The 16,280-nt window shown below is 73.7% G+C and carries 14 protein-coding genes; 6 read left to right on the forward strand and 8 right to left on the reverse strand.

Annotation, left to right across the window (positions count from 1 at the left end):
• Positions 1-167: 167 nt before the first annotated feature.
• The 4 genes from ACFV6E_RS41830 to ACFV6E_RS41845 all read right to left on the reverse strand — a co-directional run bounded on the left by ACFV6E_RS41830 (position 168) and on the right by ACFV6E_RS41845 (position 5,878).
• Positions 168-1,814, reverse strand: coding sequence for a DEAD/DEAH box helicase (locus ACFV6E_RS41830; protein WP_385169345.1), 1,647 nt, complete (start codon positions 1,812-1,814; stop codon positions 168-170).
• A gap of 302 nt (positions 1,815-2,116) precedes the next feature.
• Complete coding sequence (gene hutH / locus ACFV6E_RS41835) at positions 2,117-3,685, reverse strand: histidine ammonia-lyase (RefSeq protein WP_385468935.1); 1,569 nt, start codon at positions 3,683-3,685, stop codon at positions 2,117-2,119.
• Positions 3,686-3,903: 218 nt separating this feature from the next.
• Positions 3,904-5,055 carry a diguanylate cyclase domain-containing protein gene (locus ACFV6E_RS41840; protein WP_385169348.1) on the reverse strand — a complete coding sequence of 384 codons (1,152 nt, stop codon included), beginning with the start codon at positions 5,053-5,055 and terminating at the stop codon, positions 3,904-3,906.
• A 61-nt stretch (positions 5,056-5,116) separates the two neighbouring features.
• Positions 5,117-5,878: an enoyl-CoA hydratase/isomerase family protein gene (locus ACFV6E_RS41845; RefSeq protein ID WP_385468938.1), complete on the reverse strand. Its 762-nt coding sequence runs from the start codon at positions 5,876-5,878 to the stop codon at positions 5,117-5,119.
• 457 nt (positions 5,879-6,335) lie between these two features.
• Between ACFV6E_RS41845 and ACFV6E_RS41850 the strand changes: the two genes are divergently transcribed.
• Positions 6,336-7,094 (forward strand): hypothetical protein, encoded by a 759-nt coding sequence (locus tag ACFV6E_RS41850; protein WP_385468920.1) that lies wholly within the window; start codon positions 6,336-6,338, stop codon positions 7,092-7,094.
• Between the two features lie 25 nt (positions 7,095-7,119).
• On the opposite strand, the gene ACFV6E_RS41855 is transcribed toward ACFV6E_RS41850, so the two are convergent.
• Positions 7,120-8,349, reverse strand: a complete 1,230-nt coding sequence (locus ACFV6E_RS41855; RefSeq protein WP_385169353.1) for an adenylate/guanylate cyclase domain-containing protein — start codon at positions 8,347-8,349, stop codon at positions 7,120-7,122.
• A 121-nt stretch (positions 8,350-8,470) separates the two neighbouring features.
• Positions 8,471-9,394 (reverse strand): biotin--[acetyl-CoA-carboxylase] ligase, encoded by a 924-nt coding sequence (locus ACFV6E_RS41860; RefSeq protein WP_385169356.1) that lies wholly within the window; start codon positions 9,392-9,394, stop codon positions 8,471-8,473.
• 155 nt (positions 9,395-9,549) lie between these two features.
• Between ACFV6E_RS41860 and ACFV6E_RS41865 the strand changes: the two genes are divergently transcribed.
• Together ACFV6E_RS41865 and ACFV6E_RS41870 are read left to right on the forward strand one after the other, a co-directional pair.
• On the forward strand, positions 9,550-11,139 hold the full coding sequence (locus ACFV6E_RS41865; protein WP_385468923.1) for an acyl-CoA carboxylase subunit beta: 1,590 nt from the start codon (positions 9,550-9,552) through the stop codon (positions 11,137-11,139).
• Between the two features lie 38 nt (positions 11,140-11,177).
• Entirely contained in the window at positions 11,178-11,387 is a 210-nt protein-coding gene (locus ACFV6E_RS41870; protein ID WP_385169361.1) for an acyl-CoA carboxylase subunit epsilon, read from the forward strand.
• Here the strand turns inward: ACFV6E_RS41870 and ACFV6E_RS41875 are convergent.
• Positions 11,384-12,514: an SGNH/GDSL hydrolase family protein gene (locus ACFV6E_RS41875; RefSeq protein ID WP_385468926.1), complete on the reverse strand. Its 1,131-nt coding sequence runs from the start codon at positions 12,512-12,514 to the stop codon at positions 11,384-11,386. The genes ACFV6E_RS41870 and ACFV6E_RS41875 overlap by 4 nt on opposite strands.
• Before the next feature lie 188 nt (positions 12,515-12,702).
• Here ACFV6E_RS41875 and mmpB point away from each other — a divergent pair, with 188 nt between their 5' ends.
• Positions 12,703-12,831, forward strand: coding sequence for a morphogenic membrane protein MmpB (mmpB, locus tag ACFV6E_RS41880; RefSeq protein WP_385169367.1), 129 nt, complete (start codon positions 12,703-12,705; stop codon positions 12,829-12,831).
• Between the two features lie 66 nt (positions 12,832-12,897).
• Positions 12,898-13,518, forward strand: a complete 621-nt coding sequence (locus ACFV6E_RS41885) for a Maf family protein (RefSeq protein ID WP_385468929.1) — start codon at positions 12,898-12,900, stop codon at positions 13,516-13,518.
• Here the strand turns inward: ACFV6E_RS41885 and ACFV6E_RS41890 are convergent.
• The gene (locus ACFV6E_RS41890; RefSeq protein WP_385169372.1) at positions 13,487-13,999 is read right to left on the reverse strand and encodes a hypothetical protein; all 513 of its coding nucleotides are present in this window, start codon (positions 13,997-13,999) and stop codon (positions 13,487-13,489) included. The genes ACFV6E_RS41885 and ACFV6E_RS41890 overlap by 32 nt on opposite strands.
• Positions 14,000-14,386: 387 nt before the next feature.
• Here ACFV6E_RS41890 and ACFV6E_RS41895 point away from each other — a divergent pair, with 387 nt between their 5' ends.
• Positions 14,387-16,159 (forward strand): acetyl/propionyl/methylcrotonyl-CoA carboxylase subunit alpha, encoded by a 1,773-nt coding sequence (locus ACFV6E_RS41895; protein ID WP_385468932.1) that lies wholly within the window; start codon positions 14,387-14,389, stop codon positions 16,157-16,159.
• The last annotated feature ends 121 nt before the right edge of the window (positions 16,160-16,280 follow it).

A 16,280-nucleotide genomic window follows, 5' to 3' on the forward strand; every position in this document is an offset into this window, starting at 1 on the left:
CGGGGCAGGCTTGGCACCCGGGGTCCGTGGGCCGGAGGTGCGGGCCCGGGGGCGCACCCCGTCAGGGGCGCGCCGCGGGGCCCTCAGGGGCGCGGGGAACTGCGCGCTCAGCCCCACACAGCCGCAGACGAATCAACCGCGGACGAATCCCGGCGAACCCGGCGGCGCTACGCGGCGCTGCGCCCGCCCTGCTGCCCGCCGCGCCGCGAGGCACCGCCCCGGCCACGCCCACGGCTCTGCCCCTGCCCCTGGCGTTCCTGGCCCTGGCCCTGCCCCTTCCCGCGGCCGGAACCGCCGCCGGTACCGGGCGTACGGGTGCCGGCACCCGCGGCGGTACGGGCGCTGGAGCCCGTACCGGAGTTACGGGCGCCGGAGCCACCCCGCGACCCGGCGGAGCGCTGGCGCGGTGGCCGCTGTCCGGACCGCCGCGGCTTCGGCTGCTCGGCCGGCTGCGGCACCTCTATGACCACAGGCACCCCGGAGGGCTCGCGGGCGCCGGTGAGCCGGGCCAGCTCCTCGTCGCTGGACTTGATGCGGGCCGTGCGCGGGGTGATGCCCGCGTCGGACATCAGCCGGGTCATCTCGCGCCGCTGCTCGGGCAGTACGAGGGTGACCACGCTGCCGGACTCGCCGGCCCGGGCGGTGCGCCCGCCGCGGTGCAGGTAGTCCTTGTGGTCGGTCGGCGGGTCGACGTTGACCACCAGGTCCAGGTCGTCGATGTGGATGCCGCGGGCCGCGACGTTGGTCGCGACGAGCGCGGTGACCTGACCGTTCTTGAACTGGTCGAGGGTGCGGTTGCGCTGCGGCTGGCTGCGGCCGCCGTGCAGGGCGGAGGCGCGCACCCCGTTGGCGAGGAGCCGCTTGGTGAACCGGTCGGCGCCGCGCTTGGTGTCCACGAAGAGGATCACGCGGCCCTCGCGCGCGGCGATCCGCATCGCGACGGCCTTCTTGTCGGTCTCGTCGGCGATGTGCAGCACGTGGTGCTCCATGGTGGTCACCGCGCCCGCGGACGGGTCGACGGAGTGCACCACGGGGTCGGTCAGGAACATCCGCACGAGCCGGTCGATGTTCCGGTCCAGGGTCGCCGAGAACAGCAGCCGCTGCCCGCCCGGCTCGACCTGCTTCAGCAACGCCGTGACCTGCGGCAGGAAGCCCATGTCGGCCATCTGGTCGGCCTCGTCGAGGACGGTGACGGCGACCTGCCCGAGGGTGCAGTCGCCCCGCTCGATGAGGTCCTTGAGCCGCCCGGGGGTGGCGATCAGCACCTCGGCGCCGCGGCGCAGCGCACCGGCCTGCCGGCCGATCGACATACCGCCGACGGCCGTGGCCAGCCGCAGGTTGACCGCGGTGGCGTACGGGGTGAGGGCGTCGCTGACCTGCTGGGCGAGTTCCCGGGTGGGGACCAGGACCAGGGCGAGCGGGGCGCCCGGCTCGGACCGGCGGCCCGCGGTGCGGGCGAGCAGGGCGAGTCCGAACGCGAGCGTCTTGCCGGATCCGGTGCGCCCCCGGCCGAGCACGTCGCGCCCGGCGAGGGAGTTGGGCAGGGTGGCCGCCTGGATGGGGAACGGCTCGGTCACGCCCTGCGCGGCGAGGGTCTTCGTCAGCGCGGCGGGCATGTCCAGCGCGTCGAAGGACTCCACGGCGGGCAGCGCGGGCGTGACGGTCTCGGGCAGCGCGAACTCCTGCGGCGCGCTCGCCGTACGGGCGGGGGCGGGCCGGCCGGAACCCCTGCCGCCGCTGTTGCGGGGACGACGGTTCGGGGCGCCGGTGGGGCGGCCCGCGGGCTTGCGGGCGGGACGTTCGGATCGGGTCATACTGGCTCTGGATTTCCTTCCTGGCCCCATGGAGAGCAGAAGCCGGGGCCCGCACCCGTAAGGCGCGGGCCCCGGCTCCGAGAAGCGTGGTCCCCGATGGAGGCAGGGACGCCGTCCCGCACAACAAAACGCGCCCGCGGAAGATTCCGATCAGGCGCGGTGGCTGTGCGGGAAGCAAGCAGATAGCTGATTTGCGTATCAATGGGACCCTAGCACGGGGGCCTCACCCGTCCGGTGCGCGCCCCCGCACCCGCCCTCCCGCACTCCGCGCGCCCTCCCCCTGCTCTTACGCGCCCGTCCGGCTACTCCAGCGGTCCCGTGACCTCCTCGACGGCGGTGACGAGCCGGCCGTCCCGGACGAACGCCTCGGCCGCCGCCAGGTCGGGCGCGAGGAAGCGGTCGGGCCCCGGGCCCTGGACGCCGGCCGCGCGCAGGGCCGTGATCACCGCGTGCGAGGCCGGGGCCGGGGTCAGCCCCTCGCGCAGTTCGACGGCGCGCGTGGCGGCGTACAGCTCGACGGCGACGATCCGGGTCAGCGCGTCCACGGCCGTACGCAGCTTGCGCGCCGCGGACCAGCCCATCGAGACGTGGTCCTCCTGCATGGCGGAGGAGGGGATGGAGTCCACGGAGGCCGGTACGGCGAGCCGCTTCATCTCGCTGACCAGGGCGGCCTGCGTGTACTGGGCGATCATCAGGCCGGAGTCCACGCCGGGGTCGTCCGCGAGGAACGGCGGCAGGCCGTGGGAGCGGTTCTTGTCGAGGAGCCGGTCGGTGCGGCGCTCGGCGATCGAGCCGAGGTCGGCCGCGGCGACGGCGAGGAAGTCCAGGACGTACGCCACCGGGGCGCCGTGGAAGTTCCCGTTCGACTCGACCATGCCTCCCCCAGAGCCGAAAGCCTGGGAGGTACCCCCAGGGAGCACGACGGGATTGTCCACGGCGGACGCCAGTTCGCGCTCCGCGACCGTGCGCGCGTGCGCCAGCGTGTCGCGGCCCGCGCCCGCGACCTGGGGCGCGCACCGCACCGAGTACGCGTCCTGTACGCGGGGCGCGTCGTCCTGATGGTGGCCGGTCAGACCCGAGCCCTTCAGGACGGCGAGCATGTTGGCGGCGGAGGCGCGCTGCCCTGGGTGCGGGCGGATGGCGTGCAGTTCGGGGGCGAGGACCTTGTCCGTGCCGAGCAGCGCCTCCAGGGAGAGGGCGGCGGTGACGTCGGCGGACTTGTAGAGCGTGTCCAGGTCGGCGAGGGCCATGATCAGCATGCCGAGCATGCCGTCGGTGCCGTTGAGGAGCGCGAGCCCCTCCTTCTCGCGCAGCTCGACGGGTTCTATGCCGTGCTCGGCGAGGAGTTCACCGGCCGGGCGGACCGTACCGTCGGGGCCCTCGGCCTCCCCCTCGCCCAGCAGCGTCAGGGCACAGTGCGACAGGGGCGCGAGGTCTCCGGAGCAGCCCAGCGAGCCGTACTCGTGGACGACCGGGGTGATACCCGCGTTCAGGACGGCGGCCATGGTCCGGGCGACCTCGGGCCGTACCCCCGTGTGGCCCGAGCAGACGGTCTTGAGCCGCAGGAACATCAGCGCGCGGACCACTTCGCGCTCGACGCGCGGGCCCATCCCCGCGGCGTGCGAGCGGACGATGTTGCGCTGCAACCGGGCGCGCAGCTCGGGGCCGATGTGCCGGGTGGCGAGCGCGCCGAAGCCGGTCGAGACGCCATAGACGGGGTCGGGCTTGGCCGCCAGCGCGTCCACGATCTCGCGCGCCGCGGCGAGGGCCGTCTCCGCCTCGGCGGAGAGCTCGACCCGCGCGCCGCCGCGCGCCACGGCGAGCACGTCGGACACGGTCGTGCCGGACGTCCCCACCACCACAGTGTGCATATCCATATTCAGGAGCGTACGCAGTGAATTCCGCAGTGTCACTAGCGGGGGACGGTTTCGCCCCTTACCTCGCTGTACGCCACGGCGGCGCCTGTAGCCCGTAAACACGGTCGCGGGGGCGGCCTGCGGGCGCACGCCGTCGCGACCGGCTCACGGGCGCGGGTTGTCGCGCCCCGGCCCGGCTCACGGACGCGGGTCGTGACGCTCCCGAGCCCGGCTCACGGGCGCGGGTCGTGGCGTCCGCGGAAGCGGCGGCGTTCCCCGACGGCCGGCGGCGGTGTGTCCGCGAGGCGCACCACGGGATCGTCGGGCCCCTCGCGCCCGGCGACCACGGGCCACCTCGCCCGTACGGCCTTGGCGCGGTACTGGGCGGCGTCGGCCAGCCGGAAGAGACGGCGCGCCGACCGTACGGCGCCGATCGGGTCCTGGGTGGAGGCGACCCCGCACGCCACCCCCTCGCCGAGTTCGAGCTCGGCGGCCCGCTCGCAAAGTTCACCGGCGACCCGGACCACGTCGTCGGCGGGCGGGCCGACCGCGAGCAGACAGAACTCGTCGCCGCCGAGCCGGGCCGCGAGCGCGCCGGGCAGCATCGCCCCGCACAGCGACAGCACGGACCCGAAGCGCTCCAGAAGCCGGTCGCCGACGGCGTGCCCGCGGGTGTCGTTGACCCGCTTGAGTCCGTTGAGGTCGCAGACGACGAGGCTGACCACGGCCCGCTCGCGCCGGTGCCGCTCGACGGCCTCGTCCAGCCGCATGTCGACGGCGCGGCGGTTCGCGAGGCCGGTCAGGGCGTCGGTGAAGGCGAGCCGCCGCGCCTCCTCCAGGCGCTCGGTCTGGGCGAGGCCCGCGGCGACGATCGAGGCCAGGACGGTGGCGAAGTCGGCGTCCGCGCGGTCGAAGGCGGGTGCGCCCAGCGGGCGGGCGACGTAGAGCTCGCCCCAGGCCCGGCCGTGCAGGACGATCGGGGCGACGGCGCAGCAGCCGCGACCGCGTCTGCGCAGCGCGGCGACCCGCTGGTGGCAGTAGCCGGGGCGCCCGGCCGCGGGGCCCTGTGCCGTCTCCACCCAGGCGTTGGGCTCGCCGCCGCAGGCCCACCGTTCGTGCAGGAACTCGGTGATCTCCGGGAACTGGTGCACGGGATAGGTCTCCGCGTCCGGGAACTCCTCCTCGTCGTCCGTCCGGTCGCCCACGTTGGCCAGGACCCTCAGCCGGCCGCGTTCGCGCTCCCACACGGACAGCGCGGCGAAACTGCCGTCCAGCGCGTGGCAGGCGCCGGCCGCCGCGGCCTGCCAGGACTCGTGCGGACTGTGCGCCGCCGCCATCCCCTGCGCCAGCTCCACCACGGCCTTCAGCCGGCTGTCCTCACCCATCACTCCAGGCTAAGTAAAATCCCGACAATTCGAGATATCGGAGGCCGCCGGAGCTCCGCCGTCACTCCCCCGGCCACTCCGGCTTCCGCTTCTCGTTGAAGGCGGCGACACCCTCGGCCCGGTCGCCCGAGAAGGCCACGGAGCGCCAGGCGGCATCCTCGACCTCCAGGCCCGCCCGCAGGTCGAGCCCCTGCCCGAGCCGCAGCGCCCGCTTGGCGGCGCGCAGCCCGACGGGCGAGTGCGCGGCGATCCGGGCGGCGAGCGCCAGCGCCTCCGTACGGTCCTCGCCTGCCGCCACCAGCCGGTCGACGAGCCCGAGGTCCCGCGCCTCGGCCGCCTCCAGCCGGCGCGCCGAGAAGATCAGCTCGGCGGCGCGGGCGGCGCCCACCCGGCGGGGCAGCAGCTGGGTGCCGCCGCCGCCCGGGACCACCCCGACGGACACCTCGGGCAGCCCCACCACCGCCGTGGGGTCGGCCACGATCAGGTCGCAGGACAGCGCCAGCTCGAAGCCGCCGCCGAGGGCGAAGCCGTGCACCGCGGCGATCGTCGGCATCGGCAGTTCGAGCACTCCGGTGTACGCGGCCCGGGTCACGGGGCGCTGCCGCATCAGGTCGGCGTCGGTGAAGGAGTTGCGCTCCTTCAGGTCGGCGCCGACGCAGAAGGCACGCTCGTGGGTGGAGGTGAGCACGACCACGCGCGCGTCGCGGTCGGCGGCGAGGGCGTCGCAGGCCGCGACCACGGAGCGGGCCAGGCCGGTGGAGACCGCGTTCATGGCCTTGGGCCGGTCGAGGACGAGCTCAGCGACGTACCCGTGCCGCCGCACGACGACGAACTCCCCGAAGCGCCGCGCGACCTCACCGTCCCGCTCACCGTCCCGCTCACCGTCGGGCCCGCCCCCGCCCCCGCTCCGCTTCTCCCGCTCACCGTCACCCCTGCCCGCCGGCGCACTCTCCCGCTCGTCCGCGCGCCCGGCCTCCCGCTCGTCCGCGTGCTCACCCTCGCGCCCACCGGCCGGCGCACCCTCGCGCCCGGCCTCCCGCTCGCCCTCGCGTCCGTACTCCGCCATGACACCCTCCCGGTTAACGCAGGTTAACTACCGATGCCCCGATCATCGCAGCCCCGCCCGTCCGGGAGAAGTGCGGGAAACGGCAGCCCTTCGCGCAGCTCTCCTCAATTCGGGTGACAGCTCCCCGCAACCCGCCCCGCCCGCACCGGAACCGCACATAGCGTGCGCACCGCCGCGACGCTCCGGGGGCGCGCCGGCACGGAGAGGGATCACCATGACGAGCACAGCGCGTACGACCGCCACGACACCGACGCCGACGCCGGAGACCGGGGCCCAGGGGGACGCGGCAGGCACGCAGGACACGGCCGGCGCGGAGGGCAGGGCGGGCGCGGAGGACACGGGGGCCGCGTCGGGCAGCGCACCGTCCGACGTCCGCGCACCGTCCGACGTCCGCGCACCGTCCGACGTACACGCCCCGTCCGACGGCCGCACCCCGCGCGGGCGGCACCGCAAACCCCGGCCGCGGCGGACGCTCTTCGCGGTCGGCGGTCTGGCGCTGGCCGCCGGTGCGCTGAGCCTGGTACGGCTGACGGCCGGTCCGACGGGCGGCACCACCGCCGCGACCGAAGCCTCCGGCGGCGACACCACGGGCGCCGCCGCGAGCACGGCCGACGTCCCGACGTCCCCCGGAGCGGCCCACCCGTCGGCGACGTCGACGATGGGCGGCCCGAGCACACCCCCGGCCGGACCCGAGAACCCCACACCGGCCCGCACCGCCGCCTCTCCCCGCACGGCCGACCCCACACCCGCGACCACCGACGCCGCCAGGACGATTCCCGGAAAGCACGCGCGCCCGGCACCCCCGACACACAGGACACCCACGGACCCCCCGGCCCGTACCCCCGCACCCCGCCCGACCTCCAGCACAAGCCCCGGCAACGGCACCTCCGCCCCGCCCGCCGAACCCGCCGACCCGGGCCTGTGCGTCCCGGTCATCGGGCTGTGCGTGCACACGGGGCTCGACGACGAGTGACCACGCCCGCGCCCGAAGGCGGCGGTTAGCCCCCCGCCCCCCGCCGAGTGAGCAACCAGGGCTCCACCACGCCGAGGCCGCGTACCGGGCGTTGCCACATCGGCTGGAGGGCGAAGCGGTATGTGGGGGGCTCCTCGCCCTCCTTCTCGGCCGCGGCGGCGGCCTCCGCGGCCTCGGCCTCCGACACCGGCGCCTCGCCGGTGCGGATCAGTTCCTCGGCGAACGCGCCGTCCACCAGGACGGCGTCCCGCGGCGCTATCGAGGTCAGCCGGCTCGCCAGATTCACCGTGGTGCCGAAGACGTCGCCCATGCGGGTCGTCACCGTGCCGAAGGCGATGCCGACGCGCAGCTCCGGCATGGTCTCGTCGTTCGCCATGGTCTCGATGAGCCGCAGGGCGATCTCGGCGGCCACCCCGGCGTCGTCCGCCGCGTACAGGACCTCGTCGCCGAGGGTCTTGATGAGCCGGCCGCCGTGCGCGGCGACGAGGTCGGCGGCCGTGGTCTCGAACGCCTCGACCAGCTCGCCGAGCTCCTCCTCCTCCATGCGGCGGGTGAGCCGGGTGAAGCCGACCAGGTCGGCGAAGCCGACGGCGAGGCGCCGGTCGACCATCTCCTCGTCGTCCGCGGCCTGCACCACGCGGCCGGTCGCGGCGGCGAGCTGCCGCCGCCACACGTAGACGAGGAACTCCTCCAGCTCCGGCAGCAGCAGCTCGATCAGCGGGTACGTGACCTCGGTGCGCGTCATCCCCGGCTCGGGCGGCTCGGTCAGGCCCTCCAGGAAGGAGTCGATCTGCCACTCGGCGAGCCGGGCCGTGGTCTGCCCGGTGGAGCGGGCGACCTGCACCGCCATCGCCTCGCTGAGCAGCCCGGCCTCGACGAGTCCGGCGAGCCGGCGCAGGGCGAGCACGTCCGCCTCGGTGAGCGCCTTGGCCTGGCCGATGTCGGCGAAGCCCATGGCCCGCCAGAAGCGGGACGCCAGTTCCATGGAGACGCCCGCGCTGCGTGCCGCCTGAAAGGGGGTGTAGCGCCGCTCGGCGCCGAGGATGAGCCCTTCGAGCCGCAGCGCGAGCGGGTCGCCTTCCTCCTCGGGCTCGTCGTCGGCGTCGACTCTGTCCGACCGGTCGGGCCGGTCCGTCCGGTCGGGCGCCTGGGGACGGGCGGTCCGTGCGTCGGCGACCGGCTCCCCGGTGCGCCCCGGCACCCCGTCGGGATCGGGGTGTGCACCCGTGCCGGAGCCCGTGTCGTCGACGGTCACGCCTGCTGCCCTTCCGATCTGCCGCGGTCAGGTATCGACCGCGCTCAACTCTACGGCAGGTGTGCGCTGGCTCACTCCTGACTCGTACGGCTACGGGCGGGCCACGGGAGCCCGGCCGCGGTCACGCGGGGCGCAGGTGCACGATGTCGCCCGCGCCCACCGGCTGCCGTACGCCGTCCCCGGTGGCCAGCACCAGGCGGCCGTCGCCGTCCACGGCCACCGCCTCGCCGGTGACCGACCGGTCGCCGGGCAGTTCCGCCCGTACCTGCCGGCCGAGCGTGGCGCAGCCCGCGGCGTACGTCTCCTGGAGTCCCGAGGCGGCGGGGTCGCCGCCCGCGTCGCGCCAGCGCCCGTACCACTGCTCCAGGGAGCGCAGCACGGCCCGCAGCAGGGTGTCCCGGTCCGTGGAGACCGCCCCGGCCAGGGCCAGCGACCCGGCGGTGGGCACGGGCAGTTCGTCCTCGCGGAGGGTGACGTTGAGGCCGATGCCGATGACGACGCCGTCGGGGCCCGCGCGCTCGGCGAGGATGCCGCCCGCCTTGCGCTCCTGGCCGATGGGGGTCCCCCCTGCACGGAGCTCGTCGGAGTGCTTGGGGGAGGTGACGAGCAGGTCGTTCGGCCACTTGAGTGCCGTGTCGACGCCCGCGGCGCGCGGCAGCGCCGTCGCCACCGCGACGCCGGTGAGCAGCGGCAGCCAGCCCCAGCGTTCGACCGGCACCCCGGAGGGCTTCAGGAGTACGGAGAAGAAGAGGCCGGAGCGGGCCGGTGCCGTCCAACGGCGGTCGAGCCGGCCGCGCGCGGCGTGCTGCTCCTCGGCGACGAGGACGGCGCCCTCCGGCAGGGTGCCGGCCCGTGCGGCGAGGTCGGTGTTGGTCGACCCGGTCACGGGTACCACGTCGAGCGAGGACCACAGGCCCCCTTCCCGCACCAGCGCCCGGCGCAGTGCGACGGCGTTGAGCGGCGGTCGGTCGAGGTCCGACCAGCGGCTCCCGCGTGGGCCGTCAGCGGGCTTGTCGTTGGCGTCTGAGGAAGGTCGCGGCGTCATGCAACCCACCCTAGGTGTGGTAAACGCCGCACTGCCGAACGGTATCCGCAGCACTACCCTACGAGTCAGTAGCAACCCCCTGAGCACGCCCTTTGAACCCACCCCCTGAGCACATCACCCTCGTCCCCACTGAGCAGGCAGGGAGCCGCACCCCGATGTCCGAGCCGGAAGAGCTCCACCCCGACATCCACACCACCGCGGGCAAGATCGCGGACTTGCAGCGCCGTATCCAGGAGGCGACGCACGCCGGCTCGGAGCGCGCCGTCGAGAAGCAGCACGCCAAGGGCAAGCTGACGGCGCGCGAGCGCATCGAACTCCTCCTCGACGAGGGGTCCTTCGTCGAGCTGGACGAGTTCGCGCGGCACCGCTCGACCGACTTCGGCATGGAGCACAACCGTCCGTACGGCGACGGGGTCGTCACCGGGTACGGCACGGTCGACGGCCGTCCGGTGGCCGTGTTCTCGCAGGACTTCACCGTGTTCGGCGGCGCCCTGGGCGAGGTCTTCGGGCAGAAGATCATGAAGGTGATGGACTTCGCGCTGAAGACGGGCTGCCCGGTCGTCGGCATCAACGACTCCGGCGGCGCCCGTATCCAGGAAGGCGTCGCCGCGCTCGGCATGTACGGCGAGATCTTCCGCCGCAACACCCACGCCTCCGGGGTGATCCCGCAGATCAGCCTGGTCGTCGGCCCGTGCGCGGGCGGCGCGGTCTACTCGCCCGCGATCACCGACTTCACGGTGATGGTCGACCAGACCTCGCACATGTTCATCACCGGACCCGACGTCATCAAGACGGTCACCGGCGAGGACGTCGGCTTCGAGGAGCTGGGCGGCGCCCGCACCCACAACACGGCCTCCGGCGTGGCCCACCACATGGCGGGCGACGAGAAGGACGCCATCGAATACGTCAAGCAGCTCCTGTCGTACCTGCCGTCCAACAACCTCAGCGAGCCGCCGGTCTTCCCCGAGGAGGCCGACCTGGCGCCGACGGACGAGGACCGCGAGCTGGACACGCTGATCCCGGACAGCGCCAACCAGCCGTACGACATGCACACGGTGATCGAGCACGTCCTGGACGACGCCGAGTTCTTCGAGACGCAGCCGCTCTTCGCGCCGAACATCCTCACCGGCTTCGGCCGGGTCGAGGGCCACCCGGTGGGCATCGTCGCCAACCAGCCGATGCAGTTCGCCGGCTGCCTGGACATCGACGCCTCCGAGAAGGCCGCGCGCTTCGTGCGCACCTGCGACGCCTTCAACGTGCCCGTGCTCACCTTCGTGGACGTCCCCGGCTTCCTGCCGGGCGTCGACCAGGAGCACACCGGCATCATCCGCCGCGGCGCCAAGCTGATCTACGCCTACGCCGAGGCCACCGTCCCGCTGATCACCGTCATCACCCGCAAGGCGTTCGGCGGCGCGTACGACGTCATGGGCTCCAAGCACCTCGGCGCCGACCTCAACCTCGCCTGGCCGACCGCGCAGATCGCGGTGATGGGCGCCCAGGGCGCGGTGAACATCCTGCACCGCAAGACGCTGGCCGCCGCGGACGACGTGGAGACGACCCGCGCCCGCCTCATCCAGGAGTACGAGGACACCCTGCTCAACCCGTACACGGCGGCCGAGCGCGGCTACATCGACGCCGTCGTCCTGCCCTCCGACACCCGCGCCCACGTCGTACGGGGCCTGCGCCAGCTCCGCACCAAGCGGGAGTCCCTGCCCCCGAAGAAGCACGGCAACATCCCCCTGTAGTCCCTGCGATCCCCGCAGGCCGGAGCCTGGGAGCCGACATGAACATCAAGGTCGTACGGGGCAACCCGACCCCGGAGGAGCTGGCCGCCACCCTGGCGGTGGTCAGGGCGCGCGCCGCGGCGGCGCCGGACGAGCCGTCCGGCGCATCCCGCGAGCGCGCCGCGTGGGCGGACCCGGCCCGGGTGGCCGCGAGCCGCCTGCCCGCCCCGGGCCCGCGCGCCTGGGGCCGCACGTACTGGCCCGGTTAGAGCACGTCCGCGACGGCTTCGGCCATCACCGCGTACCCGGCGTCGTTCGGGTGCAGGTGGTCGCCGAAGTCGTACGCCGGGTGCAGCCGGTCCGGGTCGGCCGGGTCGGCGAGGTGCCGGTTCAGGTCGGCCACCGCGTCCCATTCACCACCGTCGCGGATCCAGGTGTTGATCTCGTGGCTCACCTTGGCCGCGTGCTCGCCCCAGTGGTCCGAGCCGCCCAGCGGCAGCAGGGTCGCGCCGACGACGCGTAGTCCGCCCGCCCTGGCCTGCCGGATCAGCCGCCGGTGGCCGTCGATCAGTTCGGCGGTCTCCACGACGGGTGCGGGCCGGTAGGTGGGCTGCTCGTCCGTCTCGCTGAAGCCGATGTCGTTCAGGCCGAGCAGCACCACGAGCGTGCTGACGCCCGGGTGGCCGAGGACGTCGCGGGCCAGCCGGTGCACGGCCTTCTCGCCGTACCAGGCGGAGTCGTTGAGCAGCAGGTTCCCGCCGATGCCCGCGTTGAGGACCGGGCGTCCGGTGCGGTCGGCGAGCGCGTCGGACCAGCGGCGGTCGGCGTCCGGGGTGGAGCCGAAGCCGTCCGTCGTGGAGTCCCCGAGGAGCGCGACGCCGTCCCGGCGGCCCGCGTCGGTCTCGACCGCGGACAGGAAGTACCAGGACTCGCTCGACGCGTCGAAGCCCTCGCCGGTGACGTCCGCCAGGCGGTCGCCGGCGCCCCGGTAGGCGGTCGCGAACGCCTGCGCGTGGAAGGTGGCGGGCCCGGTGACCGCCGCCAGGTGCAGGGTCACGGTCAGCCGCTCCCCCGCCGCCACGGCCAGTTCCGCGGGGTCGCTGACGAGGTGCCCGCGCGCCGGGACCTCGGCGCCGTCCCCGCCTTCGAAGGTCAGCCGGCGCACCGACCCGGGCTCGACGGCGGCCCCCGAGGCGGTACGGGCGACGGTGGCGCCCGCGATGCGCAGCGGCGAGGTCCCGTAGTCGTTCGCGAGGCGGACGCGCAGGCGGTGGCCGCCCGCGGTGAGGCGGACGGTCTGGCGCAGCGACTGCCGCCAGAAGCCCTCGCGCGACCAGTTCGGGGTGAAGCCCTCGCTGGGGAGCTGGGGCGATGCGGTCCATGCGGTGGTGAACACGGCGACTGCCTCCCTGAGTCACGGACATCCCTGGAGTCACCGGGACCCCGCTAAGGGGACTCCAGTTCCTTTAGCGTCCGCCATGAAGGTAACACTGCCGGACACCTTAAGGAAACCAGTGGCCCATTAACCAAGTTGAGTACGCGTACTCAGGCGTCCGGAACCCCCGCCACCGCACCATCGAAAACATGCTGTGGTCCGACCCCGAGAACGAGCCGCCCAAGGAACTGCGCGACACGCAGGTCATGCTGCGGCGCCTCGGCGTGCTCGTGGCACTGGCCATGGTGCTGGCGATGATCCTGCTCGGCGTCGTCTGACCGGCCGCCGCGCACGGCGCCCCGGCGGCCGGGTCGGCGCCGGGACCGCGCGGATACCCTGACCGCATGACTGATCAGCCGCGCCGCCGTCTCGTGCTCGCCTCCCAGTCCCCCGCCCGGCTCGGCGTACTGCGCCAGGCGGGCATCGAGCCCGAGGTGATCGTGAGCGGGTTCGACGAGGACGCCGTCACCGCCCCGACCCCCGCCGAACTGGCCCTCGCGCTCGGCGAGGCCAAGGCCGCCGTCGTGGCGGCCAGGCCCGAGGCGCAGGGCGCCCTGGTGGTCGGCTGCGACTCGGTCCTCGACCTGGACGGCGAGGCGCTCGGCAAGCCCGCCGACGCCGAGGAGGCCACCGCACGCTGGAAGTCGATGCGCGGCCGGACCGGCACGCTCCAGACCGGACACTGCGTCCGGGACACCACGAACGGGCGCTACGCCTCCGCCACCGCGTCCACGGTGGTCCGCTTCGGCGAGCCGACCGACGCCGAGATCGCCGCGTACGTCGCCACCGGCGAGCCGCTGTACGTCGCCGGGGCCTTCACGCTCGACGGCCGCTCCGCCCCGTTCATCGAGGGCATCGACGGCGACCCGGGCAACGTCATCGGCATCTCGCTGCCGCTGCTGCGCCGGCTGCTGATTGAACTGGGCGTCGGGATCACGGACTTGTGGGCACCGCGGGGGGAGTGACGCCGCCGCCCCCACCGGCACCGCCGCCCTTGCCGGTGCCGCCGCCGTCACCGGCTCCGCCGTTCTCCGGTGCGGTGGCGGCGGGGCCGTCCGCGCGGTCGTACCCCATGAGGATGAGGACGATCAGGCCGAACACCACCATCATGAAGACGAACGCGGCCCAGCCGACCAGGCCCACGGTGAAGGCACCGAGCAGGGCGTGCACCACGGCCGCGCTGATCAGCAGGACGCGGCCGAACCCCGCCGGGCGGCGGTCGCGCCAGGCGACCAGCAGGGCGGCGACCCCGCACAGCGCGAAGTAGAGGCCGAAGACCAGGCCCGCCGCCTTGGACGAGACGGACATCATGTGCGGGTCGAGTCCGGCCAGCGACATGTCCTGGCGGTCGACCACGACCCCGAGGAACCAGTTCAGCAGGGCGATGCCGACCGCCTCCACGAAGAGCACCACAGCCGTCACCCACGCCACCGGTCTGCGCACCACCGGTCCACCCACTTCCCCGCCGCCGTCGGCTATGACCTGTTACGTGTTACCCGTGCCTGTTACCGCAAGTAGATCGAGACATCGCAGACGCTACTAACGGGTAAACCTGCGGACAAGAGTCCTGCGCGTGGCAAAGATTCGTTGGGCCATTCGTAGGGACTCCACAAAGAAACCCTGTGGGCCGCAGCACGCCCTCACAGAGACCTTGGCCACACCGGCGGGCTAGGGTTCATCGGAGGATCCCCGCGTACCGTGGTGCGACAAGGGATTTCGCGGGTCGAGCGAGCCTCGAATCACGCTCCGTGTGGGCAAGCTCACCATTGGGGACGGGTCGAAAGGCCGTGTCGGCTGTCCCTAAACTCGGCTTGTTTCAAGGAGGGAGCCATCGTGCGCAAGGTGCTCATCGCCAACCGTGGCGAAATCGCTGTCCGCGTGGCCCGGGCGTGCCGGGATGCCGGAATCGCGAGCGTTGCCGTCTACGCGGAACCGGACCGGGACGCTCTGCATGTCCGGGCGGCGGACGAGGCGTTCGCGCTGGGCGGTGACACCCCGGCCACCAGTTACCTGGACATCGCCAAGGTGCTCCAGGCCGCCGAGGACTCCGGGGCGGACGCGGTCCACCCCGGCTACGGCTTCCTCTCGGAGAACGCGGAGTTCGCCCAGGCCGTCCTGGACGCGGGCCTGACCTGGATCGGCCCGCCGCCGCACGCCATCCGCGACCTCGGTGACAAGGTCGCCGCCCGGCACATCGCGCAGCGCGCCGGCGCCCCGCTGGTCGCGGGCACGCCCGACCCGGTCTCCGGCGCGGACGAGGTCGTCGCCTTCGCCGAGGAGCACGGGCTGCCGATCGCCATCAAGGCCGCCTTCGGCGGCGGCGGCCGCGGCCTGAAGGTCGCCCGCACCCTCGAAGAGGTCCCGGAGCTGTACGACTCCGCGGTCCGCGAGGCCGTCGCCGCCTTCGGCCGCGGCGAGTGCTTCGTCGAGCGCTACCTGGACAAGCCCCGGCACGTGGAGACCCAGTGCCTGGCCGACACCCACGGCAACGTGGTCGTCGTCTCCACCCGCGACTGCTCCCTCCAGCGCCGTCACCAGAAGCTGGTCGAGGAGGCGCCCGCGCCGTTCCTCTCCGAGGCCCAGCTCGCCGAGCTGTACAGCTCCTCGAAGGCGATCCTGAAGGAGGCCGGCTACGTCGGCGCCGGCACCGTCGAGTTCCTCGTCGGCCAGGACGGCACGATCTCCTTCCTCGAGGTCAACACCCGCCTCCAGGTGGAGCACCCGGTCACCGAAGAGGTCTCCGGCATCGACCTGGTCCGCGAGATGTTCCGCATCGCCGACGGCGAGGAGCTGGGCTACGGCGACCCCGAACTGCGCGGCCATTCCTTCGAGTTCCGCATCAACGGCGAGGACCCGGGGCGTAACTTCCTCCCGGCGCCCGGCACCGTCACCACCTTCGCCCCGCCGTCCGGCCCCGGCGTCCGCCTGGACGCGGGCGTCGAGTCCGGCAGCGTCATCGGCCCCGCCTGGGACTCCCTGCTGGCGAAGCTGATCGTCACCGGCGCCACCCGCAAGCAGGCGCTCCAGCGCGCGGCCCGCGCCCTGGACGAGTTCACCGTCGAGGGCATGGCCACCGCCCTCACCTTCCACCGCAAGGTCGTACGGGACCCGGCGTTCGCCCCCGAGCTGACCGGCTCCGCCGACCCGTTCACGGTCTACACCCGCTGGATCGAGACCGAGTTCGTCAACGACATCCCGGCCTTCGCGAGCCCCGCGGAGACCGAGACCGAGGACGAGACCGGACGCGAGACGGTCGTCGTCGAGGTCGGCGGCAAGCGCCTGGAGGTCTCGCTGCCCTCGTCGCTCGGCATGTCGCTGGCCCGTACGGGTCTGGCGGCGGGCGCCAAGCCCAAGCGGCGCGCGGCGAAGAAGTCCGGCCCGGTCGCCTCCGGCGACACCCTCGCCTCGCCGATGCAGGGCACGATCGTCAAGATCGCCGTCGAGGAGGGCCAAGAGGTCAAGGAGGGCGACCTCGTCGTCGTCCTGGAGGCCATGAAGATGGAGCAGCCGCTGAACGCGCACCGTTCCGGCACCATCAAGGGCCTGACCGCTGAGGTCGGCGCGTCCATCACCTCGGGCGCGGCGATCTGCGAGATCAAGGACTGATCGGCCGCACGACTCCGTGAGCGTCCGGGGCACCGACCGCAGTCGGTGCCCCGGACGTTTTCTGTCGCACGGCAGCGCGGCTCGGGTCTCCGCCGGGCCGGGGATCAGGACAGGGTCCCCC

The organism is Streptomyces sp. NPDC059785 (assembly GCF_042732375.1).
In the GTDB taxonomy this organism is placed as follows: Bacteria; Actinomycetota; Actinomycetes; order Streptomycetales; family Streptomycetaceae; genus Streptomyces.